Here is a 23419-nt window from a genome sequence, read left to right on the forward strand (position 1 = left end):
ACGAACTCAGGGCTGCTGCTGTCCCTGGGCGTTCAGCGACCTCGACTTCCGTCGGCTGCTCAAGCCGGGCCGGCCGGGGTCGCTGACCGCAGCGCCTGGGGCGTCGCCGGCGACGAGGCGGGGGCAAGGCCGAGGTGGTCCGGTTCTTGGACGTGATCGGCTGCGACGCGGTTGACGTCGGCACCCTCGCCGGCAGTCGGCGCATCGGGCCCAACACGCCTGTTCACGTCCCGCCCTACTTGGGGGAGCGGCCCGCAGGGCTGAGCAGCATCGAGGAGCGCGGGCGTTGGTTCTTCCAGGCGCCGGGGATTCCGGTGCCCGCCGACCGTGAGGGAACTGGTCGGCTCGGCCGGGCCGGCGCCGGCGGGCGGCCCCGGCCCGGCCTCCGCGCGCTGAGCGCGACGCCGCAGAGCGACTGGACGTGGGGTCGATGGTTCCTCGACAGCCGCGCACGTGCGCCTCGAAGCCAACTTGGCGTGTCCCTGCTCGGACTTATCCACAGGCTCAACCGGAATTTCGTGATCCGCGAGATCGTCTGCGCATGACGAATCACGGCGAAACGACTGGACCCGCCGAAAACGGCGACATCACCGAAGGCCAGGCCCTGAACGCGCGCATCGCACACGACGGCCAGGTCACCCTGCGCACCCCGGCCGAGCTGGCCGACGCCCTGCCGTATCTGCTCGGGTACCGCCCCGAGGACAGCATCGTCCTGGTCGCCCTCCACGACCGCGCCGGTCGTGGCCGGTTCGGCGGCCGGGCCCGGCTCGGCATCCCCGCGAGCCCCGACGACTGGGCGGCGGCAGCCCGGCAGTTGGCTCACGGCCTGGTGACCGGCAGCGAGCGCCGGGGCGCCCGCCCGGAGCAGATGGTGGCCTACGTCTGCCAGGAGCCCGCGAAGGGCGAGTCGGGCCGCGAGGTCATGCAGCGCCTGCGTCCGCTCGCCCAACTGCTGCGCACCGAGTGCGGCAGCCTCGACGTACCGGTGATCGAGGCGCTGTGCATCTCGGGCGGCCGCTTCTGGTCCTACTGCTGCCCGAACGACGAATGCTGCCCGGCCGAGGGAGCGCCGATGGGCCTGCCCGGCACCTCCGTGCTGGCGGCTGCGGCCACCTACGCCGGGATCCAAGTACGAGGCAGCCTGAGCGAGTTGCACGCCAGGCTGCTGCCCTGGGAGACCGCCGCCGCGTTCGAGCAGGAGATCGTCCTGGACGCCGCAGGCATCGACCTGGTGCCCCGGATCCTCGATGACGCGACCCGGGCGGACGTGGCGGAGGAAACCCTCGACCTGGCCGAACGGATCATGAACCGGTTCGCTGCGGCACCTCCCGTGCCCGGCACGCCTCAGGCGGACCTCCGCGACGACGAACTGCTCGGCCACGACGAAGCGGCGGCGCTGATCCTCGGCCTGCAGGACCGCACGACCCGCGACCGCGCCGCCGCATGGATGGAAGGGGAGGAGGCCGGCCCGGCCCTGCGCCTCTGGCGCGCCCTGGCCCGCCGCTGCGTCGGACCCTACGGCGAACACGCCGCGGCACCCCTCACCCTGGCCGGCTGGGTCGCCTGGTCCACCGGCGACGACCTGGAAGCCCGTGAGGCCCTGGCCATGGCACTGGGCGCCGACCCCGACTACCTCTTCGCCCGCCTCCTGCACCAGGCCTGCAACGAGGGTCTGGACCCGGAGTCGATCCGCCGCTGCCTGCGCGCGGAACGCGCGGGACGCGCACGGCCGGACACCGAGGCCGGGGACGTGACGGAGGTCAACACCGCTTCGCCCGACCAAGGCGCCTCGGAGACCGGCGGCCACCGAGGGCACCGCGCCCGCCCCGGCGAGGGCTCCGACACCCACCCGCACCGGGCACGAGCGGCGGAGCGCAAGCGGCCCCGCCCCCCGATCTCCGGCCGCAACCGCCCCGGCGCCTCGAAGCCGGGCAGCACGCGCACGCGTGCGGCGGGGAAGGGCGGAGCCCGACGCGGCGGTACCGCACCGGAAGGCGCACGAACCGCGGGCAACGGCACCGAGGGGGACACGTGAGCAACGCAGGAGGCCGGCCGTCAGCGGGACGCCTGCTCATCTTCGCCTGGCGCAGGCGCAGGCGCCGCTCGGCGGGGCAGGACTGCGGCGACTCCGAGGGGCTGCCGCCGTCCGGACGGTGCGGGCGTCGTCCGGCCCGGAAGGACCGGGCCGGCTCCGGCTGCCTGGCACTTTCTTTCCGCCCGTGCCGGCGCGGTGGCCCGAAGTGGACGCCCACGTTCCCGCCACCTCGCCGTTCGGGACATCTACCTCGCGGTGGGAGCGCCCGGGCGCTGCGGCCCGGCCCCGGCCGAGGCGCCCGCCGCCGTGCGGATGACGCTGCCCCTCGGCACCCGGCTCGCCGCGGGCACCCTGCGCGCCCTCGCCCCCACCCAGCTCACGGGTCCGGTACCACAGGCCGGCATGATCCCGGGCCCGCGCCGCGACGCGGGCGCCCACCTGCCGCCGGGCTGCACGGGCACTGAGGCCACGCTGCTGTTCCCGGCCCTGCTCGCGGAAGCCCGGCGCTGGGGGCTGCCGGAGCAGGAGACGGAGGAACTGCTTCCCACAGCGGAGCGCTGCCTGACGTGGCTGCGGACAACCGCGGGCAAGAGCACATACCTGTGCGACCCGCAGCCGGGAGGGCCCGTCCGATGAGAGACGCAGGCGCATGCGCACCGTGCCGCCGGGCTCGGCGCCGATCTCCTCGACGCGTACGGCAGACCGGGCGGCGGCGGGCTGCGGCAGTGGGCGCGGGAGCTGCGGACGGCGTTCCGGAAGGACTTCTGGGCCGAGGACCTGGGTGGTGGCCGCCCGGTCGCGGCCCGCGGCCCGGACGGCCGTGCCCTGCCGCACCTGGGCGCCGCCGCCGTGCACCTCCTGGACACCGGCCTGCCGGGCGGGGGAGAAACTCGCACCCGGCCTGCTCGACAAGGTGCAGACGAGCAGCTCGCCCGGCTGCTCGGCAGCCCGGCCATGGACTCCGGCTCGGGCCTGCGCGGGCGGGGCGCCAAAGAGGCGGGCCACAACTCCTTCGGCCACCGGACGGGGGCCGTCCGCCTCCACGAGACGGCCCTCGCCGTCGCCGGCCTGGCCGCCGCGGGCTACGAGAAGGAGACCGGCGGACTGCTGCGGGGCTGCGGCGGCGGCCGAGCACTTCGGTCACCGGCTGCCCGAGATGTCCGCCGGGGAACAGCGTCGCGACGGGAGCGCTCGCGTACCGCATCCGGCGGCCTGCCGCCCGGCGGCCACGGTGGCGGCGTCCGCGGTACTGCTCCTCACCGCACTCGCCGGCATCCGCCCCGACGCGCCGGCCCGGACGGTCACCCTGCGCCCCCACAGCGCACCCCTGGGCGAGAGCGGCCTGACCGGACTGCGGGTGGCCGACGCGCCCTTCTCGGTCGTGATCAGCAGACTCGGTCTGGCCATGGTCGAGGAGGCGGCGGACGGCCCGCAACTGGGAGCGTGACCTCGTACGACGCACAGGGCAGGACGAACGGGAGCGGGCCGCGGGCCGCACGACGGGCCGGAGTGGATCAGCCGCCGATGCGACCCGCGAAGGGCGTGTTTATCGTCAGGAAGACGACTATGATCGCGGCATGCCCTACGACCCGTCAGCGTTTCCGCCCTTCGCCGTCACTGTGGACCTGGTCGTGCTGACCGTGCGCCGCCATGCCCTGTGCGCGCTGGCGGTACGCAGGGGCGAGCCGCCGTTCCAGGGGCGCTGGGCGCTGCCCGGTGGCTTCGTACGGGGCGACGAGGATCTGGCACAGGCCGCGGCGCGCGAACTCGCCGAGGAGACCGGGCTGCACGCCCACGACCCCGCCGCGCCCGCCGAGGCCCACGGTGCACACCTGGAGCAGCTGGCGACCTACGGTGACCCCAAGCGCGACCCGCGGATGCGCGTGGTCAGCGTCGCGCACCTCGCGCTCGCCCCCGACCTGCCCGCGCCCCGCGCGGGCGGCGACGCCAGCAACGCACGCTGGGCGCCCGTTGAGGAGTTGCTGCAGCAGGGCGGGTACGGCCGCGACGGTGAGCCGGTGGCACCGCTGGCCTTCGACCATGCCCAGATCCTGGCCGACGGCGTGGAACGGGCCCGGTCCAAGATCGAGTACTCGTCGCTGGCCACTGCGTTCTGCCCGCCCGAGTTCACCGTCGGAGAACTGCGCCGGGTCTACGAGGCGGTGTGGGGCGTCGCACTCGACCCCCGCAACTTCCATCGCAAGGTCACCGGCACCCCGGGCTTCCTCGTCCCCACCGGCGGTACGACCACCCGCCAGGGAGGCCGCCCGGCCCAGCTCTTCCGCGCCGGAGGCGCCACACTGCTCAACCCTCCGATGCTGCGCCCCGAGGTCTGACACTCCGGCTGTGAACGGCGACGCCGGATCGATGACCGAAAATTCGGATATATCGCGCTATCTTGCATCGGGTGATCCAGGCCTTCGGATTGACCAGCAATGCCCGCGAGGGGTATCCGCCTGCCGTCGACGACGTCTCCTTCGAGGCGCGGCCGGGCTGTGTCACGGCGCTCCTGGGCGCGTCGGGCGCGGGCAAGACGACGACGCTCCGACTGATGCTCGAACTGCAACAGGGCCGCGGGATCACCTACTTCAAAGGGCGGCCCCTGCATCGCATCGCTCACCCGTCGCGCGAGGTGGGCGTGGTCCTGGGTGACGTACCCGGGCACCCGGCACGCTCGGTCCGCGGCCATCTGCGCATGCTGTGCGCCGCGGCGGGAGTGTCCGTCCGGCGCGCCGACGAGGTGCTCGAAGCGGTCGGTCTCGTCAGCCTGGGCGAGGAACGCCTGAGCACGCTCTCGGGAGGCATGGACCGCCGGCTCGGCCTGGCCTGCGCCCTGCTGCCCGGCCCGCACACGCTCGTGCTGGACGATCCCACGGACGGGCTGTCCGACCGGGAAGGCCGCTGGCTGCACGGCATGCTGCGCGCGCACGCGGCGCAGGGCGGCACGGTTCTGTTCACCACGGCCGACCCCAAGGAGGCCGCCCGCACCGCCGACCGGGTCGTCACCCTGGAGCAGGGTCGGCTCGTCGCCGACCAGAAGGGCGCGGAGTTCGCCCGCACCCGGCTGCGCCCCCGTGTCGCCGTCCGCAGCCCGCACGCCGCCCGTCTTGCCGTCCTCCTGGCCAAGGAGGCCCGCCACGCCCGGCGCTCCGTCGAGGTCGTGCCGGAGGGCGGCAACCGCCTCTCTGTGTACGGCAGTACGACGGCCGAGGTCGGCGAGACCGCGTTCCGCCACGGGATCCTCGTCCACCAACTCGCCGACGAGGTCGGCGACATGGGACCCGGTGCCGGAGCGCATCCGTCGGACGGGCGGGACGGCGCCACCGACCGGCCGTCTGCAGACGGCGGGCCCCGCGACGCGGGTGAGGCGCAGGCGGCGAGCCGACGGCCAACCGCTGAGGGGCAGCCCGTGGTCGGGCAACCGCGCAAGGGCGGTCACCCCGGTGCGGACGAGGCGTCCGCCGCGGGGCGGTCGCAGGCCGCTCGTGAGTCCTCGGCAGGAGATCGAGCGCAGACCACGGGTGGGCTGTCGGCGATGGATCGAGCCCACGCCGCTCACGAACGCTCCGCGGGGGACCGGGCCCAGACCGCCGGCGCACTGTGGACGCGAGGTCAGTCACAGCGCGACGGCGACTCGGCCGACGCCGACACGGCACCGTCGATCCCCGCCCCCACGGCCGCGACGACCACCACGGCCGCCACCGCCCCGCACTCCTCTCAGGTCGCCGACGCGGCCCAGGTCATCCAGACACCGACAGGCACCTCCACCGCGGCGCGGTCCAGCCGCACGCCACTCGCCGACGCGGACGAGCGGCACGACCAGCATGCCGCAGCTGGTCATCGGCCCGTCGCGAGCGGCCCCGGGCGCTGTGACGCAAACCCCGCTCTCGATGCCGGGTCCCCCCTGCCACCCCCCATCTCGGTCCGCTCCGCCCCCGGCCCTCTCCGCCCCCTCCGCTACGAACTCCGCCGTGCCGCCGGCATCGGCACGGGGTTCCTCACCTGTGGCGCCGTGCTCGTGGTGTCCGCGCTCGCCGCCGTCCTGCTCGCCCGCGTCGGTCACACCCCGCAGACGCGCCTGTTCGCGGCATGGCCCCTGGAGCTGCCCCTGCCGCCCGCGGCGCTCGGCGCGGGACTGCTCGGCGCGCTGGCCTTCGGCGACGAGTTCCGCCACCCCGCCCTGGCGGCGGACCGCGGCACGGTACCCCGCAGGCTGGGGCTGCTCACCGCGAAACTCCTCGTCTCCGGCGCCACGGCGGTGATGCTCGCCTTCCTCACCGTGGGCTGCGACGCCGAAGTGCTCTATGTCGTCTACGGCCGGGAGCTCACGAAGGTTCCCGCCGACTGGCTGCCGCTCGGGGCGAGTTGGTTCGGGCTCGTCGTGGGGTGCGCCTGGGCCGGCGTGCTGGCCGCGGGAGTCTTCCGGTCCACCACGGCCGGGCTCGCCGCGGTGGTCGCCGTACCGGTCGTGGTCGTACCCCTGGTGCAGAAGGCGCTCGAGGGGCCTGCCGTGCGGATGGCGGCGGACTTTCCGGTGCGGATGCACGAGATCTTCCTGCTGCAGTGGCCCTTCGGGGGCGAGCGCTACCTGGCCGCCGCGGCCCGGTTGATCGCCCAACCCGTGGGCGGCGCGCTGACGTTGTCGCTGACCGCCCTGCTCTGCGCGTACGTGCTGACGAGCCTGCGGAGCAGGCTCAGATGACTACCCTCGGTACGCTTCCGACCCCACCGTGCGCACAACTCCCCGCCGAAAGCTCATTTCTTTCCGATAAGGCGTCAATTGCGACGGCGTGAGCGATCACCCTTTCGTGTGCTTTTCACCAAAGACCTCAAGGGAGTTGGAGACGGCGCCGACAAAGGATCCGTGAGTACCCTTGCGCACACCATGATGACCGCCGCCCGCTCCGCCGACTCAGGTCTGACCGGCCCGGGCGAACTCGACCGCTACCCCTACGCCGAGGCCCCCGGCGCCGACCGCGTGGGAACGCCCGTCTGGGAGGGCGCGGACCCCGAACTGGGCCGTGTGGGCCGACGAGCCGCGGGCAGCCGCGGCCGCGGACTGCACGGCCAGCTCGTCCAGCAGCTGGGCCAGATGATCGTCTCGGGGGACCTGGGCGCGGACCGCCCGCTGGTGCCCGAGGAGATCGGCCAGCGCTTCGAGGTCTCCCGCACCGTCGTCCGCGAGTCCCTCCGCGTCCTGGAGGCCAAGGGGCTCGTCAGCGCCCGCCCGAACGTCGGCACGCGCGTGCGTCCCGTCAGCGACTGGAACCTCCTCGACCCGGACATCATCGAATGGCGCGCCTTCGGGCCACAGCGGGACGACCAGCGGCGCGAGCTGAGCGAGCTGCGGTGGACGATCGAGCCGCTCGCCGCGCGCCTCGCCGCGGGACACGGGCGTGAGGACGTCCAGCAGCGCCTCTCCGACATGGTCGAGATCATGAGCCACGCGATGGCTCAGGGCGACGCGCTCACCTTCTCCCGCGCCGACGCCGAGTTCCACGCGCTGCTGATCCAGATGGCGGGCAACCGCATGCTGGAGCACCTCTCCGGCATCGTGTCGGCCGCCCTCCAGGTCTCCGGCGGCCCGGTCACCGGCTGCGAGCGGCCGAACGAGACCTCCCTCGCCCAGCACGCGCGGATCGTCGACGCGCTCGGCACCGGGGACGGCGCGGCGGCCGAGGCGGCCATGCGTCAACTGCTCACCGTGCATCCCGAGGTCGAGCGCGTGGTGCCCGCCCCGCGCGAGCACTGACCCGCACCTCGGGCGGTGGGGTCGTGGTGTGCCGCGTTCTCGTGGCGTCGCCGGGCCCGGGAACCGTCTGCCGCCGGGCCGTGCCGGGTCCTCTTGGAACCCGGCGCGGTCCGGCGGTGTGATCACCAGCGACCTCATCTGTCCATATCTGACCGTTTTAAGCGCTTACGGGGTGTGACTCGGGCCACGCAGATTGGGCGTAACGCTCGTGGGAACAACGCGATGACCTAAGAGGTGACTGCCGCGGAGGGAATACGGACGCCATGCAAGGCGCTGTGCATCTTCCCGGCCCCCGCCCGCGCCGTCGGCCCATCTCCAAGCCGGCGGTCGGCTCCTGTCCGTCTTGGACGGGGCCGGAAGCCGTTTTCCAACGTTCCGAGAGGTTGTTCGTGTCGGCCAGCACATCCCGTACGCTCCCGCCGGAGATCGCCGAGTCCGTCTCTGTCATGGCGCTCATTGAGCGGGGAAAGGCTGAGGGGCAGATCGCCGGCGACGATGTGCGTCGGGCCTTCGAAGCTGACCAGATCCCGGCCACTCAGTGGAAGAACGTACTGCGCAGCCTCAACCAGATCCTCGAGGAAGAGGGTGTGACGCTGATGGTCAGTGCCGCGGAACCCAAGCGGACCCGGAAGAGCGTCGCAGCGAAGAGTCCGGCCAAGCGCACCGCCACCAAGACGGTCGCGGCGAAGACGGTGGCCACTAGGAAGGCCACCGCCACCACGGCCGCTCCGGCCATGCCCGCCGACCCTGCCGTCGCCGATCCCGCCGAGGAAGCCGCACCCGCCAAGAAGGCCGCAGCCAAGAAGACGACCGCCAAGAAGGCGGTCGCGAAGAAGACCGTCGCCAAGAAGACGGCGGCCAAGAAGACCACCGCCAAGAAGGACGACGCGGAGATTCTCGAGGACGAGGTGCTCGAGGACACCAAGGTCGCCGAGGAGCCCGAGGGCGCCGAGAGCGCGGGCTTCGTGCTGTCCGACGAGGACGAGGACGACGCCCCCGCGCAGCAGGTCGCCGCGGCCGGCGCCACCGCCGACCCGGTCAAGGACTACCTCAAGCAGATCGGCAAGGTCCCCCTGCTCAACGCCGAGCAGGAGGTCGAGCTGGCCAAGCGCATCGAGGCGGGTCTGTTCGCCGAGGACAAGCTGGCCAACTCCGACAAGCTGGCGCCGAAGCTCAAGCGCGAGCTGGAGATCATCGCCGAGGACGGCCGCCGTGCCAAGAACCACCTCCTGGAGGCCAACCTCCGTCTGGTGGTCTCCCTGGCCAAGCGCTACACAGGCCGCGGCATGCTCTTCCTGGACCTCATCCAGGAGGGCAACCTCGGTCTGATCCGTGCCGTCGAGAAGTTCGACTACACCAAGGGCTACAAGTTCTCCACCTACGCCACCTGGTGGATCCGTCAGGCGATCACCCGCGCCATGGCCGACCAGGCCCGCACCATCCGCATCCCGGTGCACATGGTCGAGGTCATCAACAAGCTCGCGCGCGTGCAGCGCCAGATGCTCCAGGACCTGGGCCGCGAGCCCACCCCGGAGGAGCTGGCCAAGGAGCTCGACATGACCCCGGAGAAGGTCATCGAGGTCCAGAAGTACGGCCGCGAGCCCATCTCGCTGCACACCCCGCTGGGCGAGGACGGCGACAGCGAGTTCGGTGACCTCATCGAGGACTCCGAGGCCGTGGTTCCGGCCGACGCGGTCAGCTTCACGCTGCTGCAGGAGCAGCTGCACTCGGTGCTCGACACGCTGTCCGAGCGCGAGGCGGGCGTCGTCTCCATGCGCTTCGGTCTCACCGACGGTCAGCCGAAGACCCTCGACGAGATCGGCAAGGTGTACGGCGTGACGCGTGAGCGCATCCGCCAGATCGAGTCCAAGACCATGTCGAAGCTGCGCCACCCGTCGCGTTCGCAGGTGCTGCGCGACTACCTCGACTAGCTCGCCCAGCTCGCCGCCTCGACCGGATCACGCTCGCAGGACGTCGAAGGCCCCGCCCCCGCGGCTGGTGCTTTCCAGGGGTCGTTGCAACACGTGGTCGTGTTGATCAGGCCGCGAGCAGTTTGTGCAGGCGCTCGGCTGGGGTTTCCCAGCCGAGTGTTGTGCGTGGGCGGCTGTTGAGTTCGGCAGCGACGGCGTCCAGGTCCTCGCGTGTGTGGAACCGACAGCTCGGTGCTCTTGGGGGAGTACTTCCGCAACAGGCCGTGGGTGTTTTCGTTGGAGCCGCGCTGCCAGGGCCGGCCGGGTCGCAGAACGCAGACCGGGATGTCCGTGGCGATGGTGAACCCGCGGTGGCGGCCGATCTGAGCTCCTTGGTCCCGGGTCAGGGACCGTTTCAGGTGGCGGGGGAGTCTGGACGGTCTCGACCAGGGCGCCGCGGACCAGCTCGGTGCCGGGTCCATGAGGCAGGTGCAGGAGCATCACGTAGCGGGTGGAACGTTCGACGAGCGTGCCGATCGCGGAGGCGCTGTCCTTGCCGATGATCAGATCGCCCTCCCAGTGGCCGGGCACGGCCCTGTCCTCGGCTTCGGCGGGCCGTTCCCTGATCATCACCATGGGATCGCGGAAGCGGGGCTGCCGCCGCTGCTGTTGCCAGGCGGCGGGGCTGCGCATCACACGGCCGGTCCGGAGCGCCTTGGCCAGCTCGCGGCGCAGCTCTTGCCGGATCGTCGGCATCCAACACGAAGAGCGGCCGCCGATGGCGTAACGGCCGCAGCGCCGACCGCAAGCAGAAGGCGGCACCACCAGAGCCGGTCGGCGATGTAGATCCGCTCGTCCTCGCGCAGGTATCTGGACGCGCCAGAAGGCGCACCATCGGTCGAACAGCCTGTTCGTTGCTGAAGCCCTGCTGCCTGAGCTGGAAGTATGCCTCCCGCTCACGCAGCAGCTTCTTCCGGCCCTGAGCCACGGTCCGCAGCTCCCGGATCTTGAAGTCCATCGCATCCCCGGAACTGGGGCGTTGCGACGACCACCAGAACGGAAGGGTGCGGGAGCCGGGCCTTCGTGCTGCGGGCCGTGGCGCTCTGGATCACTCTGGGTGTCCCAACACCACGCAGAGTGAGGAGCGTGTATGCGTCGAGTCTGTACCCGGGCGTTGATCCGGCCGCTGTTCCTGGCGGCCGTCACGGCCGCCATACCGTTGACCAGTGCGGTCCCCGTGGCCGCCGACAGTGTTGTCGTGGGGGGGTATCCGGTCGAGGTCTCCGAAAGCCCGTGGACGGTGGCGCTCTCCAGCCGTGACCGGTTCGGGGGTACGCGGGCGGGGCAGTTCTGCGGAGGGGTGGCGGTCGGCCGGACCACGGTGCTGACGGCGGCCCACTGCCTGGCCGAGGAGGTCCTGGGGGCACCCCCCGACAAGATGCCCGACCTCAAGGTCATCACCGGTCGTACGAACCTGCTGTCGGCCGGGGGTGAGGAGATCGCCGTTCGCGACGCGCGGGTCAATCCCGGCTACGACGAGGTCGCCAACGCCGGCGACTTCGCCGTGCTGACCCTGGCCAAGCCCTTGCCGCAGAGCTCGGTCGTCGCCATGGCGGCCGCGGGTGACCCGGCGTACGCGCCCGGAACGGAGGCCGTGGTCTCCGGGTGGGGTGATACGACCGGCGCCGGCGACTACACCCGGCAGTTGCATGCCGCACGCGTGCGCGTGCTGCCCGACGCCCTCTGCGCGGAGGCCTATCCCGGCGGGCCGGACGGTGCGTACCGGTCCGACTCCATGCTGTGCGCGGGCGAGGTCATGGGCGGGCCGGACGCCTGTCAGGGCGACAGCGGGGGCCCGCTGGTCGCTCAGGGGCGGTTGATCGGGCTGGTGTCGTGGGGGAACGGCTGCGGGCGGCCGGGGAGCCCCGGCGTCTACACGAGGGTGTCCGACATCGTGCGCACACCGGACTGGAGCGGCAGCGGACCTCGGAGGCCGCAGAAAGGCGCCTGAGGGGCCTTGTGGGCCCGCGCGGACACGGCGGCGAGCTCGGACGAGCCACGAGTACGGGCGGCCGCCCCTGGGAGCAGGGGCGGCCGCCCGTTCACCGGCCTGTGCCGGGGCTGGCTCGTCGTGTGCGAGATGTCAGCGCTCTTCTTCGGACGGAGTGTTGGGAACGGTCGTCAGCCGCTCCGTCTCGTCCTGTATCTCAGCGGCGATCTTCTTGAGTTCCGGCTCGAACTTGCGGCCGTGGTGGGCGCAGAAGAGCAGTTCTCCGCCGCTGAGCAGGACGACGCGCAGGTATGCCTGGGCGCCGCAGCGGTCGCAGCGATCGGCGGCCGTCAACGGGCTCGCGGGGGTCAGAACAGTAGTCACGTCGCCTCTTCTCTAGCTCGACGAGCTGTCGTACCAGGGTCAACATCCAACCAGCCCGAAAACGTTCCCGCTCGTGGCTTTTCCTCGAAAAAAAATCTTTCCCAGGGCGGCTGTCTGCTGCCGGTTGGCGGCGAATGTGCCGTATTGCGTGTCTTGTGTACGGGTTCGCGCTGTCAGTGTCAGTAGGTCCGTCCTCCCGGCTGGCTTGCCGGTTGTTCATGAGGACGTGCCCGGAGCCTAAATGGTTCATGCCTCGAAGGGAACGTGATATGTGCTTCACTCCATCGAGGGATCGAACATGCATGCGAGTCTGGACTAGTCTGAGTTCATGACGAGGGTGGCGTTACACCGGCTCTACCAGGCCTCGGTACCCTCTGAGCGGCGACCGAAGCCGGCCCCTTACCCAAAAGGGGCTCACCTGAAATTCAGCGAGGAGCGAACCGCGTGACCGCCGAGACGTCCGTGCCGTCCACAGCGCTGCTGGCAGGAGCAGACCGGGACGGTTCCAACTACACCGCGCGGCACCTGCTCGTCCTCGAGGGCCTCGAAGCCGTGCGCAAGCGCCCTGGCATGTACATCGGCTCGACCGACAGTCGTGGCCTGATGCACTGCCTGTGGGAGATCATCGACAACGCAGTGGACGAAGCCCTCGGTGGCTACGGCGACCACATCGAGGTGATCCTCCACGACGACGGCTCTGTGGAGGTCCGGGACAACGGCCGCGGCATCCCCGTGGACGTCGAGCCCAAGACGGGCCTCTCCGGCGTCGAGGTCGTCATGACCAAGCTGCACGCCGGCGGCAAGTTCGGCGGGGGCTCGTACGCCGCCTCCGGTGGTCTGCACGGCGTCGGCGCCTCCGTGGTGAACGCGCTGTCCGCCCGCCTGGACGTCGAGGTCGACCGCGGCGGCCACACTCACGCCATCAGCTTCCGGCGCGGTGTTCCCGGGGCCTTCGCCGGGAACGGCGCGGACGCCAAGTTCGAGGCCAAGAGCGGCCTGCGCAAGACCAAGAAGGTCCCGAGGACCCGCAGCGGCACGCGCGTGCGGTACTGGGCCGACCGGCAGATCTTCCTCAAGGACGCGAAGCTCTCCCTGGAGACGCTGCACCAGCGCGCCCGGCAGACCGCCTTCCTGGTACCCGGCCTGACCATCGTCGTCCGCGACGAGTACGGCCTGGGCGAGGGCGGCAGCAAGGGTGAGGAGTCCTTCCGCTTCGACGGCGGCATCAGCGAGTTCTGCGAGTACCTGGCCACCGACAAGCCGGTCTGCGACGTCCTCCGCTTCACCGGTCAGGGCAGCTTCAAGGAGACCGTCCCGGTCCTGGACGACCACGGTCAGATGACCCCCACCGAGGTCACCCGCGAGCTCGGCGTCGACGTGGCGATGCGCTGGGGCACCGGCTACGACACGACCGTGAGGTCGTTCGTCAACATCATCGCCACCCCCAAGGGCGGCACCCACGTCGCCGGCTTCGAGCAGGCCGTCACCAAGACGATGAACGAGGTGCTGCGCGCCAAGAAGCTGCTGCGCGTCGCCGAGGACGACATCGTCAAGGACGACGCCCTGGAGGGCCTCACCGCCGTCGTCACCGTGCGCCTGGCCGAGCCGCAGTTCGAGGGTCAGACCAAGGAGGTCCTCGGTACTTCGGCGGCCCGCCGCATCGTGAACAACGTGGTCACCAAGGAGCTCAAGGCGTTCCTGACGTCCTCCAAGCGCGACGCCGCCGCCCAGGCCCGGGTGGTCCTGGAGAAGGCGGTCGCCGCCGCCCGTACGCGCATCGCGGCCCGCCAGCACAAGGACGCACAGCGCAGGAAGACGGCCCTGGAGTCCTCCTCGCTGCCCGCCAAGCTCGCCGACTGCCGCAGCGACGACGTGGACCGCAGCGAGCTGTTCATCGTCGAGGGCGACTCCGCGCTCGGTACGGCGAAGCTCGCCCGGAACTCCGAGTTCCAGGCGCTGCTGCCGATCCGCGGCAAGATCCTCAACGTCCAGAAGTCGTCCGTGACCGACATGCTGAAGAACGCCGAGTGCGGCGCGATCATCCAGGTCATAGGGGCGGGGTCGGGCCGGACCTTCGACCTCGACGCGGCCCGCTACGGCAAGATCATCATGATGACCGACGCCGACGTGGACGGTTCCCACATCCGCTGTCTGCTGCTGACGCTCTTCCAGCGCTACATGCGGCCCATGGTCGAGGCCGGCCGGGTGTTCGCGGCGGTGCCGCCGCTGCACCGCATCGAGCTCGTCCAGCCGAAGAAGGGCCAGGACAAGTACGTCTACACGTACTCGGACCGTGAGCTGCGCGACAAGCTCATGGAGTTCCAGAGCAAGGGCGTCCGGTACAAGGACTCCATCCAGCGCTACAAGGGTCTGGGCGAGATGGACGCCGACCAGCTCGCCGAGACGACGATGGATCCGCGCCACCGCACCCTGCGCCGGATCAACCTCTCCGACCTCGAAGCCGCCGAACAGGTCTTCGATCTGCTGATGGGCAACGAGGTGGCGCCCCGCAAGGAGTTCATCTCGAGCTCGGCGGCGACGCTGGACCGGTCGCGGATCGACGCGTAGGCGCTACGCTCGGCGTTGGCCGGGCGGGGTGCCGTGCGGACGGGCGCGGTGCCTGGAGTGCGGGCGTTGCGGTACGGCTGAGGCGGGGCGGCGCTCACGTCCGCGTCCCGGCCGGTTGGCCGAGCCGGTGGTGGCCGGTGAGCCGCTGCGGGCCCGGCCTGTGTCACTCGGCGACGCGGGCTCGGGCTGGGCCGATTCCTGGTGCCTTGATTCAAGACGCCGGGGCCAGGGGCGGGGCCTGCAATGCCCGAACGGCGTTGCCCCGCCCGGCCCGGCCGGCCTGGCCCCGGCCGCCCCGGTGTATGCCCGTCCCAGCCGACTGCGCCGCTGCTTCTCCACCCGTGGGTGGAGACAGCCGACGGGTACGGATCCACCCGCGGATCCACCCGGGCTCCGATCTGCTGACCTGCGAATTTCCGTAGCTTCGAAGGCGTCGGCAGCGCTCGCTGCCGGCTCTCTCTTCCGCTCACGGAGGCTGTGATGCCCGGGCTCGTCGACGCGTTGGTGATCGTGGCCGTTGTCGTGCTGGTGATCGTGCGCCAGTTCCGCGCCCAAGCGATCAGTACCGGCCGGCGGTGGTGGCTCGCGCCCGCGGTTCTGACGGTCGTGGCCCTGCGGGAGCCCGGCATGGTCGACGCGCACCAACGCACCGAGTCCGTGCTGCTGCTCTCCACCGAGCTGCTCATAGGCCTGGCCACCGGCGCCGGCTGGGCGTGGACCACCCGCATGTGGCGGGAACCGGACGGAGTCGTGTGGGGCAAGAGCAGCAAGGCGAGCGTGGCCGTCTGGACCGTCGGCATCGCCCTGCGGGCCGGTCTCTTCGGCCTCGGTGCGCTGCTCGGCGTCCACCCGGACAGCTCCGCCCTGCTCCTCGCGCTCGCCGGCACCCTGCTCGTCCGCTCCGGGATTCTGGTCTGGCGGGCGCAGTCCCTGCCGACGGCGGCCGGCCCGCCGCGAGGCCCGGCCACGGCGTACGGTGACGTCATGCCGCGGCCCGCGTGGAAGGAGCGCGTGTGACGGACAACGCCTGGACGCGCTGGCCCTCCCGCGAGGCGCTCGGCCGGGTGGGCGTCTCCCGGCCGAGACGGATGCTCGCCTGGGCCGTACGGCTGGTCGTTCTCGCCCTGCTGCTGTGGGGTGCCTTCGACGACCACCATGTGCACGGCTGGGGAACCGTCGCGGCCGTGGGCGGAATCCTCCTGGCCGGAGCCCTCTCCTGGGCCTTCTACCGGTCCACCTGCCAGCACCGGCTGTGGACGTCGCTCGCGGTCGTCACGCTGCTGCTGGGCCTGGCGGTCGTGGCTCAGTGGACCGGGTTCCGCGGGCCGGCCCTCGTCGTCTGGTGCGGCTGTGCGATCTCCTCGCTGGAGCGGATGCCCCTCGGGGCGGCTACTCCCGTGGCCTCCGTGGCTCTCGCCTCCTTCTCCGCGGTCAACAACGACGTCTGGCTGACCACCGCGGCCACCGTCACAGGCATGGCCCTCGCCGGCTATGTGCTCCGGCTCGACGCCGAGGCGCGGGGCAACGCCCAGCGGCTGCTGGCCCAGGAGCGGGCCGCCCGGTCGGCCGAGGCGGAGTCCGCGGCGCTTGCGGAGCGGGCCAGGATCGCGCGGGAGATCCACGACGTCCTGGCCCACAGCCTTTCCGCCCAGCTCGTGCACCTGGAGGCGGCCCGGCTGCTGATCGAGCGGGGCGTGGACCGGGAGCAGATCCTCGAGCGGGTGGTGGCGGCGCGGGCAATGGCCAGTGACGGTCTCGCCGAGACCCGGCAGGCGCTCTCCGCGCTGCGCGGCGAGCTGACACCGCTGGAGGACTTCCTGGCCGAGCTCGTCAGCGTGGCCGACGGCGCCGACGTCACCGTCACGGGGGACCGCAGGCAGCTGCCCGCCGAGGTGTCTCAGGCCGTGCGCAGGGTCGCCCAGGAGGCGCTGACGAACGTGCGCAAGCACGCCCGCGGAGCCAAGGTCCGGATACGGCTGGACTACAGCGAGCACCAGGTGACGCTGAACGTGAGCGACTCGGGCGGAACGCCGGGCGAACTGACCGGGGCGGGCGCGGGATACGGTCTGCTGGGCATGCGGGAGCGTGCCGAGTTGCTGGGCGGTTCGCTCGACGCCGGGCCGCGGGAGGAGGGATTCGTGGTGACGCTGAAGGTGCCTGTATGACGGAGGAGGCCGAGAAGAAGCCCGCGCGGGTGATCGTCGTGGACGACCAGACCGTGGTCCGGGAGGGCATCGTGATGCTGCTCGGGCTGCTGCCGGGCGTCGAGGTCGTCGGGGCCGCGGGCGACGGGGAGGAAGCGGTGCGGCTGGTCGCCGAACTCGCACCGGACGTGGCACTGATGGACCTGCGGATGCCCCGTTGCGACGGCGTGGAGGCGACCCGGCGGATCCGGGCGGAGTACCCCGGGACCCAGGTCGTCGTGCTTACCACCTTCGCGGACGACGAGTCGCTGTTCCCCGCGCTGAGAGCGGGGGCGCGCGGATACCTCACCAAGGACGCGGGTGGCGACGAGATCGTGCGGGCCGTGGAGAGCGTGCTGTCGGGGGATGCGGGGCTGTCGCCGAGCGTGCAACGGCGTTTGCTGGAGCGGCTGTCGGAGCCCGAGCCGCAGTCGGCACCCGCCGCGGCACCGGACGGGCTGACCGCTCGGGAGACCGAGGTGCTGGTGCTGATCGCCGAGGGTCTCACCAACCAGGAGATCGCCCGCAAGCTGCATGTCTCCACCGCGACCGTGAAGACCCACATCAACAACCTCTTCGCCAAGACGGGTCTCAAGGACCGCGCCCAAGCCGTCCGTTACGCGTACGGAAAGGGCCTGGTGCGCCCACCAGCGGGTTGAGTCACCTGATGGGGTGAAGAGCCAGGAGAAGAACAGTCGGGGACCTTCCCGATCTGTCCATCCTTGGACATGCAGTCAAGCAACGGTCGTTATCGCCCAGACGGGGGCGGTCCGGACAGTGCGGTCGAGAACCCCGACGGCCATGGTCCGGCTCCTCACGACATGAGGCACGAGGACCCTTGGTACGACGCGCTGGCCTCCGGCTGGGGCGAGTTGGACGGCACGGGTCTGTCCGCCGCGGCCGCCGTACCGGTCGCGCGCGCCGGGCAGGAGGATCCGGGGGATCACGCTCGTGACGTCTATCTCGAAGTCCAGCGCAGTGCTGCCTTTCAGGAGGTACGGGGCCGGTACCGGGGGTTCGTGGTGCCCGGGGTGGTCGTCTTCCTCGGGTGGTACGTGGGTTACGTGGTGACCGCGACGGCCGCGCCCGGCCTCATGGCCCGGCCGGTGGCGGGCGCGGTGAACGTGGCGATGCTCGCAGGGCTCGGGCAGTTCCTCACCACTTTCCTGTTCACCTGGGCCTACTCCCGGCACGCGCGCCTGCGCAGGGACCGGGCAGCCCTCGAACTTCGCTGGGACACTCAGGAACTGGCGCGCGGCAACAGGGGCGGTGGGTTGTGACGGGTCATCATCAGACGCTTACGTTCGGGCTGTTCAGCGTGTTCGTGGTCGTCACCCTGGCGATCACGACGTGGGTGAGTCGGCACCGGCGAGGCTCAGCGGAGGAGTTCTACGCGGGCGGTCGGCTCTTCTCTCCCATGGAGAATGGTTTTGCCCTCGCGGGCGACTATGTATCGGCCGCATCCTTCCTGGGCGTGACCGGGCTGATCGCGCTGTTCGGCTACGACGGTCTGCTGTATGCGGTGGGTTTCCTCGTCGCCTGGCTGGTGGTCTTGTTCCTGGTCGCCGAACTGGTCCGCAACTGCGGGCGGTTCACCCTCGCCGACGTGATCGCCGCGCGGATGAGCGAGCGGCCGGTGCGGATCGCCGCGGGAACTTCCTCGGTCACCGTGTCCGTTCTGTATCTGGTGGCGCAAATGGTGGGTGCGGGCAGCCTGGTCGCGTTGCTGCTCGGGCGGACCGGCGAGGCGGCGCAGGCCTGGACCGTTATCGGTGTCGGCGCCCTCATGGTGATCTATGTGTCGTTGGGAGGGATGCGGGCCACGACGTGGATCCAGATCGTGAAGGCGGTCCTGCTGCTCAGCGGCACCGTCGCGCTGACCGTGCTCGTCCTGGTGCGGTTCCACGGCGACATCGACCGGATGCTGCTCACGGCCGCCGAGCGCAGCGGCCACGGGAAGGCCTTCCTGGCGCCTGGTCTCAAGTACGGCGGGGACTGGACCGCGCGCCTGGACTTCATCAGCCTGGGTCTCGCACTCGTGCTGGGCACGGCGGGTCTGCCGCACATCCTGTCGCGCTTCTACACGGTGCCGACCGCTCGGGCCGCGCGTCGTTCGACGGTCTGGTCGATCGGTCTGATCGGCGGCTTCTACCTGATGACGATCGTCCTCGGGCTCGGTGCGGCCGCGATCGTCGGGCCGGAGGCGCTCCGCAGGTCGAACGCGGCCGGGAACACGGCGGTTCCGTTGCTCGCGCTCGACCTGGGCGGTGGCGCGGACTCCACGGGCGGAACGGTTCTCTTCGCGGTCGTGGCGGCGGTCGCCTTCGCCACGATCCTCGCGGTGGTCGCCGGGATCACGCTCGCCTCGTCGGCGTCCGTGGCCCACGACCTCTACGCCTCCCTGCGACGCGGGCGCGCCGAGCCGCGCAGCGAGGTGACCGTGGCGCGGGCCGCGGCGGTCGGCATCGGCGTGGTCGCGATCGCACTCGGCCTGCTGGCCCGCGACCTCAACGTCGCCTTCCTGGTGGGTCTCGCCTTCGCTGTGGCCGCGTCGGCGAACCTGCCGGTGCTGCTCTACTCGCTGTTCTGGCGCGGCTTCACCACACGCGGCGCGGTGTGGGCCGTATACGGCGGGCTGATTCCGGCACTGGGGCTCGTCGCGCTGTCCCCGGTGGTGTCGGGCAGTCCGGGCTCGCTGTTCCCGGACGTCGACTTCCAGTACTTCCCGCTGCAGAACCCGGGCATCGTCTCCATTCCGCTGGGCTTCCTGGCGGGCTGGCTCGGCACGGTCACCTCGGCCGAGGCCCCGGACGAGGCCGGGTACGCGGAGACCGAGGTGCGGTCGCTGACCGGGGCGGGGGCCGTGTAGAGCGGTGGGCGGACGGGGCTGAACGCGGGTCCGGCCGGTGAACCGTTACGGCGCCACCCACGCGTACCGGTGTTCCGGCCGGCCGGTGTCTCCGTACTTCAGGGAGAGGCGGAGCCGGCCCGCCTGTTCCAGGTGGCGCAGATAGCGCTGGGCGGTGGAGCGGCTCAGGCCGGTCTCGGCGGCGACCTCGTGGGCCGACAGCGGATGCTCGGCGCGGTGCAGGACCCCGCAGATGAGGTCCGTGGTGGGCTCCGAGTGGCCGCTGGGCAGCCCTGGAGAGGACGGCGCGGGGGCGGTCCGCAGCGCGCCGAAGATCCGGTCGACCTGCTCCTGGCCCGTCAGACCCCGGCCGCCGACCCGGTCGACCGTGCGGCGCAGGGCGGCATACGAGTCCAGGCGGGTGCGCAGCGCCGCGAAGGTGAACGGCTTGACCAGGTAGTGCAGGGCGCCCAGGCGCATCGCCCTCTGCACCGTCGTCACGTCACTGGCCGCCGTGATCATGATGACGTCGGCGCCGTGCCCCTGTTCGCGCATGCTGTGCACCAGTTCGAGGCCCGTCCGGTCCGGCAGATAGTGGTCGAGCAGGACCAGGTCGATGGGTCCGCGTTCCACGGCGGCCAGTGCCTGGGCGGCGGAGTGCGCGCGGGCGGCCACCCGGAAGCCGGGAACCTTTCCCACGTACTTGGCGTTTATCTCGGCGACACGGAAGTCGTCGTCCACGACCAGGACGTCAATCATCAGGCCTCTCCTTCAAGGCCGACGAGCGTTGAGCCCGTGTTTCGGCTCCGTTGTTGTATCCCGAGCAAAATGAGCACAACAGGCTCCAGCGAGCAAAAGAACAGCATGCGATCAGAAGACTGATGCTGTGGCCCGGGCCACACCTACCGTCCCGGACCATGAGCGCAGACACCAGCCCCGCCATCGAACTGCGGGGCGCGAGCAAGATATTCAGAACCCCGTCGGGGGGTCTGCACACGGCCGTCCGGGACCTGGATCTGACCGTCGGGCGCGGTGAGTTCGTGGCCGTCGTGGGCCCGACCGGCTGCGGCAAGTCCACCACGCTGACCCTGGTCAGCGGCCTGGAGGAGCCCACGGAGGGCGATGTGCTGGTCGCCGGGGACCCGGTGTCCGGCGTCGGCGACAAGGTCGGCTTCGTCTTCCAGCAGGACGCCACCTTCCCCTGGCGGACGGTCCTGTCCAACGTCATGGCGGGTCCTCGCTTCCGCGGCGTACCGAAGGCGGAGGCCAAGCAGAAGGCCCGTGAGTGGCTGGCCCGGGTCGGGCTCGCCGCCTTCGAGGACCGCTACCCCCATCAGCTCTCCGGCGGCCAGCGCAAGCGCGTCGCCCTCGCCGCCACCTTCGTCAACGACCCCGAGATCCTGCTGATGGACGAGCCCTTCTCGGCGCTCGACGTGCAGACCCGGGCGCTGATGTCGGACGAACTGCTGGAGCTGTGGGAGGGCAGCGGTGCCTCCGTCGTCTTCGTCACCCACGACCTGGAGGAGTCCATCGCGCTGGCCGACAAGGTCGTCGTGATGACCGCCGGGCCCGCGACCGTCAAGCAGGTCTTCGACATCGACCTGCCGCGCCCGCGCAAGGTCGAGCAGGTGCGCCTGGAGCCGCGGTTCATCGAGATCTACCGCGAGATATGGGAGTCCCTCGGCGAAGAGGTCCGCATCACCCGCGAGAGGGGTGCCGCGAATGTCGCCTGAGGTCATCAGCACGCCGGTCGTCGACACGGCGAAGGTCCCGGGCCGCGCGGAGTCGCGGGCCCAGGCCGCCCGCAGACGCAAGGCGGTCGTCACCGCCGCGCGGGTGCTCCTCCTGGTGGCCGTGCTCGGTCTGTGGGAGGCGCTGTCCCGGGCCAAGGTCATCGATCCGTTCAACTTCTCGATGCCGTCGAAGATATGGGAGCAGATCACCACCTGGGTGATGCACGGGACCGCTCAGGGCTCCCTGGGCGAGCAGATCTGGTACACGCTGCACGAGGCGCTGCTCGGCTGGGTCATCGGTGTGGTCGCCGGTGTGCTCTTCGGCATCGCTCTGGGACGGATCGCCTTCCTCGCCGATGTCCTTGGTCCATACATCAAGGTGCTCAACTCCATCCCCAGGATCGTCCTGGCCCCCATCTTCGTGATCTGGTTCGGCCTGGGCCCCGCCTCCAAGATCGCGTCGGCCGTGGTGCTGGTGTTCTTCCCGGTGTTCTTCAACGCCTTCCAGGGCGCCCGCGAGGTCGACCGCAACCTGGTCGCCAACGCCCGGATCCTCGGCGCGAGCGATCGCAGGGTGACGCTTCAGGTGGTCATCCCGTCGGCAACCTCCTGGATCTTCACCAGCCTCCACGTCAGCTTCGGCTTCGCCCTCATCGGCGCCATCGTCGGCGAGTACATCGGCGCCACCAAGGGCATCGGCCTGCTCGTCGCCCAGTCCCAGGGCACGTTCAACGCCGCCGGCGTCTACGCCGCCATGGTCATCCTGGCGGTCGTCGCACTCGTCGCCGAGGGACTGCTGACCTTCGCCGAGCGCCGCATCTTCCGGTGGAGGCCGGCCAACTCCGACCGCTGAGCCCGGTCCGCCGAGGGCCGCCGTGAAGCCCGGCGCTCCAAGACACCCCCCTTCCCCCCGCACCGCCCTCTCACAAGGACGTGAACCGCCATGCGCAAGACCGCCAGATACGCCTCGCTCGCCGCCTCCGGCCTGCTCGCCCTCTCCTCGCTCACCGCCTGCGCCAATGACGCGGCGAGCAGCACCTCCGCCGACGCCGGCAGCAAGGGCGACGGCAAGGGCACGAAGGTCAAGATCATGGTCGGTGGCCTGGACAAGGTCATCTACCTGCCGGCGATGCTCACCCAGCGCCTCGGCTACTTCGACTCCGAGGGCCTCGACGTGGAACTGCTCAGCGAGCCCGCCGGTGTCCAGGCCGAGACCGCGCTCGTCTCCGGCCAGGTCCAGGGCGCCGTCGGCTTCTACGACCACACCCTCGACCTCCAGACGAAGGGCAAGGCCGTGGAGTCCGTCGTCCAGTTCTCGCGCGCCCCCGGCGAGGTGGAGGTCGTCTCCACCAAGAAGGCGGGCGACATCACCTCGCCGAAGGACTTCAAGGGCAAGAAGCTCGGCATCACCGGTCTCGGTGCATCGACCGACTTCCTCACCAAGTACCTCGCGGTCAAGAACGGCGTGAAGGTCAGCGAGTTCACCCCGGTCGCCGTGGGCGCGGGTCCGACGTTCATCTCGGCGCTGCAGCAGGGCTCGATCGACGCCGGTATGACGACCGACCCGACCGTCGCCACGATCCTGGACAAGAAGGCCGGAAAGGTCCTCCTCGACATGCGGACGCCCGAGGGCTCGCAGGAGGCGCTGGGCGGCCCGTACCCGTCGTCCAGTCTGTACATGCAGACGGACTGGGTGAACGGCCACAAGGACACCGTCCAGAAGCTGGTCAACGCATTCGTCAAGACGCTCAAGTGGATGTCGACCCACAGCGCCTCCGAGATCGCGGCCAAGATGCCCGCCGACTACTCCCAGGGCGACAAGACGCTGTACGCCCAGGCCGTCAAGAGCACCCTGCCGATGTTCACCGACGACGGGGTGATGCCCACGAACGGCCCCGAGACCGTCGAGAAGGTCCTCAAGGCGTTCAACCCCAACATCAAGAACGCCAAGGTGGACCTGAGCAAGACGTACACGACCGAATTCGTCGAGACGGCCGCGAAGTCCGCGGGCTGACG

At 71.0% G+C, this 23419-nt stretch carries 18 protein-coding genes and 2 pseudogenes; 17 read left to right on the plus strand and 3 right to left on the minus strand.

All coding sequences use genetic code 11. The features are described from left to right. Positions 1-146 precede the first annotated feature (146 nt). From ACIBBH_RS27755 to ACIBBH_RS27785, 7 genes and pseudogenes are all read left to right on the plus strand, one after another. Positions 147-545: a hypothetical protein gene (locus ACIBBH_RS27755; RefSeq protein WP_399409130.1), complete on the plus strand. Its 399-nt coding sequence runs from the start codon at positions 147-149 to the stop codon at positions 543-545. After that, positions 542-2035: a DUF4192 domain-containing protein gene (locus ACIBBH_RS27760; RefSeq protein WP_399409132.1), complete on the plus strand. Its 1494-nt coding sequence runs from the start codon at positions 542-544 to the stop codon at positions 2033-2035. Before ACIBBH_RS27755 ends, ACIBBH_RS27760 begins: the two co-directional genes overlap by 4 nt. A 240-nt stretch (positions 2036-2275) precedes the next feature. Next, positions 2276-3482: pseudogene (locus ACIBBH_RS27765) on the plus strand (glycogen debranching protein); the annotation flags it as partial. A 130-nt stretch (positions 3483-3612) separates the two neighbouring features. Then, the gene (locus ACIBBH_RS27770; RefSeq protein WP_399409134.1) at positions 3613-4371 is read left to right on the plus strand and encodes an NUDIX domain-containing protein; all 759 of its coding nucleotides are present in this window, start codon (positions 3613-3615) and stop codon (positions 4369-4371) included. 71 nt (positions 4372-4442) lie between these two features. Beyond that, positions 4443-6737, plus strand: coding sequence for an ATP-binding cassette domain-containing protein (locus ACIBBH_RS27775; RefSeq protein ID WP_399409136.1), 2295 nt, complete (start codon positions 4443-4445; stop codon positions 6735-6737). 162 nt (positions 6738-6899) lie between these two features. Next, on the plus strand, positions 6900-7787 hold the full coding sequence (locus ACIBBH_RS27780) for a FadR/GntR family transcriptional regulator (RefSeq protein ID WP_399409138.1): 888 nt from the start codon (positions 6900-6902) through the stop codon (positions 7785-7787). Positions 7788-8176: 389 nt separating this feature from the next. Then, on the plus strand, positions 8177-9718 hold the full coding sequence (locus ACIBBH_RS27785) for an RNA polymerase sigma factor (RefSeq protein WP_399409140.1): 1542 nt from the start codon (positions 8177-8179) through the stop codon (positions 9716-9718). Between the two features lie 106 nt (positions 9719-9824). Here the strand turns inward: ACIBBH_RS27785 and ACIBBH_RS27790 are convergent. Then, positions 9825-10441: pseudogene (locus ACIBBH_RS27790) on the minus strand (IS30 family transposase); the annotation flags it as partial. 406 nt (positions 10442-10847) lie between these two features. Here ACIBBH_RS27790 and ACIBBH_RS27795 point away from each other — a divergent pair. Next, a complete protein-coding gene (locus tag ACIBBH_RS27795) occupies positions 10848-11708 on the plus strand; it encodes a serine protease (protein WP_399409142.1) in 861 nt (286 codons plus the stop codon). 132 nt (positions 11709-11840) lie between these two features. Here ACIBBH_RS27795 and ACIBBH_RS27800 read toward each other — a convergent pair whose 3' ends face one another. Then, positions 11841-12071, minus strand: coding sequence for a hypothetical protein (locus tag ACIBBH_RS27800; protein WP_399409144.1), 231 nt, complete (start codon positions 12069-12071; stop codon positions 11841-11843). A gap of 444 nt (positions 12072-12515) precedes the next feature. On the opposite strand from ACIBBH_RS27800, the gene ACIBBH_RS27805 reads away from it, so the two are divergent. The 6 genes from ACIBBH_RS27805 (at position 12516) to ACIBBH_RS27830 (ending at position 19691) form a co-directional block, all read left to right on the plus strand. Next, on the plus strand, positions 12516-14639 hold the full coding sequence (locus tag ACIBBH_RS27805; RefSeq protein ID WP_399409146.1) for a type IIA DNA topoisomerase subunit B: 2124 nt from the start codon (positions 12516-12518) through the stop codon (positions 14637-14639). Between the two features lie 480 nt (positions 14640-15119). Next, positions 15120-15656, plus strand: a complete 537-nt coding sequence (locus tag ACIBBH_RS27810) for a DUF1453 domain-containing protein (protein ID WP_399409148.1) — start codon at positions 15120-15122, stop codon at positions 15654-15656. Continuing rightward, positions 15653-16804: a sensor histidine kinase gene (locus ACIBBH_RS27815; RefSeq protein WP_399409151.1), complete on the plus strand. Its 1152-nt coding sequence runs from the start codon at positions 15653-15655 to the stop codon at positions 16802-16804. The genes ACIBBH_RS27810 and ACIBBH_RS27815 overlap by 4 nt, the downstream gene beginning before the upstream one ends. Next, positions 16801-17481, plus strand: a complete 681-nt coding sequence (locus ACIBBH_RS27820; RefSeq protein WP_399409153.1) for a response regulator — start codon at positions 16801-16803, stop codon at positions 17479-17481. The genes ACIBBH_RS27815 and ACIBBH_RS27820 overlap by 4 nt, the downstream gene beginning before the upstream one ends. Before the next feature lie 69 nt (positions 17482-17550). Further along, complete coding sequence (locus ACIBBH_RS27825; protein ID WP_399409155.1) at positions 17551-18102, plus strand: DUF485 domain-containing protein; 552 nt, start codon at positions 17551-17553, stop codon at positions 18100-18102. Then, positions 18099-19691, plus strand: a complete 1593-nt coding sequence (locus tag ACIBBH_RS27830) for a cation acetate symporter (protein WP_399409157.1) — start codon at positions 18099-18101, stop codon at positions 19689-19691. The genes ACIBBH_RS27825 and ACIBBH_RS27830 overlap by 4 nt, the downstream gene beginning before the upstream one ends. Before the next feature lie 45 nt (positions 19692-19736). Here the strand turns inward: ACIBBH_RS27830 and ACIBBH_RS27835 are convergent, their stop codons facing one another. Next, complete coding sequence (locus tag ACIBBH_RS27835) at positions 19737-20429, minus strand: response regulator (protein ID WP_399409159.1); 693 nt, start codon at positions 20427-20429, stop codon at positions 19737-19739. 158 nt (positions 20430-20587) lie between these two features. On the opposite strand from ACIBBH_RS27835, the gene ACIBBH_RS27840 reads away from it, so the two are divergent. The 3 genes from ACIBBH_RS27840 to ACIBBH_RS27850 all read left to right on the plus strand — a co-directional run bounded on the left by ACIBBH_RS27840 (position 20588) and on the right by ACIBBH_RS27850 (position 23417). Beyond that, the gene (locus ACIBBH_RS27840) at positions 20588-21403 is read left to right on the plus strand and encodes an ABC transporter ATP-binding protein (RefSeq protein ID WP_399409161.1); all 816 of its coding nucleotides are present in this window, start codon (positions 20588-20590) and stop codon (positions 21401-21403) included. Next, positions 21393-22256 (plus strand): ABC transporter permease, encoded by an 864-nt coding sequence (locus tag ACIBBH_RS27845; RefSeq protein WP_399409163.1) that lies wholly within the window; start codon positions 21393-21395, stop codon positions 22254-22256. The genes ACIBBH_RS27840 and ACIBBH_RS27845 overlap by 11 nt, the downstream gene beginning before the upstream one ends. Before the next feature lie 90 nt (positions 22257-22346). Then, positions 22347-23417 carry an ABC transporter substrate-binding protein gene (locus tag ACIBBH_RS27850; RefSeq protein ID WP_399409164.1) on the plus strand — a complete coding sequence of 357 codons (1071 nt, stop codon included), beginning with the start codon at positions 22347-22349 and terminating at the stop codon, positions 23415-23417. Positions 23418-23419 lie beyond the last annotated feature (2 nt).

The sequence above is a fragment of the Streptomyces sp. NPDC051636 genome, assembly GCF_044453765.1.
In the GTDB taxonomy this organism is placed as follows: Bacteria; Actinomycetota; Actinomycetes; order Streptomycetales; family Streptomycetaceae; genus Streptomyces.

Excerpts from the sequence above, each read along its gene's own strand:
- ACIBBH_RS27770 (WP_399409134.1), top strand. The coding sequence starts at position 3,613 with ATGCCCTACGACCCGTCAGCGTTTCCGCCCTTCGCCGTCACTGTGGAC.
- ACIBBH_RS27795 (WP_399409142.1), top strand. The coding sequence starts at position 10,848 with ATGCGTCGAGTCTGTACCCGGGCGTTGATCCGGCCGCTGTTCCTGGCG.
- ACIBBH_RS27845 (WP_399409163.1), top strand. The coding sequence starts at position 21,393 with ATGTCGCCTGAGGTCATCAGCACGCCGGTCGTCGACACGGCGAAGGTC.
- ACIBBH_RS27850 (WP_399409164.1), top strand. The coding sequence starts at position 22,347 with ATGCGCAAGACCGCCAGATACGCCTCGCTCGCCGCCTCCGGCCTGCTC.
- ACIBBH_RS27825 (WP_399409155.1), top strand. The coding sequence starts at position 17,551 with ATGCAGTCAAGCAACGGTCGTTATCGCCCAGACGGGGGCGGTCCGGAC.
- ACIBBH_RS27760 (WP_399409132.1), top strand. The coding sequence starts at position 542 with ATGACGAATCACGGCGAAACGACTGGACCCGCCGAAAACGGCGACATC.
- ACIBBH_RS27840 (WP_399409161.1), top strand. The coding sequence starts at position 20,588 with ATGAGCGCAGACACCAGCCCCGCCATCGAACTGCGGGGCGCGAGCAAG.
- ACIBBH_RS27810 (WP_399409148.1), top strand. The coding sequence starts at position 15,120 with ATGCCCGGGCTCGTCGACGCGTTGGTGATCGTGGCCGTTGTCGTGCTG.
- ACIBBH_RS27835 (WP_399409159.1), bottom strand. The coding sequence starts at position 20,429 with ATGATTGACGTCCTGGTCGTGGACGACGACTTCCGTGTCGCCGAGATA.
- ACIBBH_RS27820 (WP_399409153.1), top strand. The coding sequence starts at position 16,801 with ATGACGGAGGAGGCCGAGAAGAAGCCCGCGCGGGTGATCGTCGTGGAC.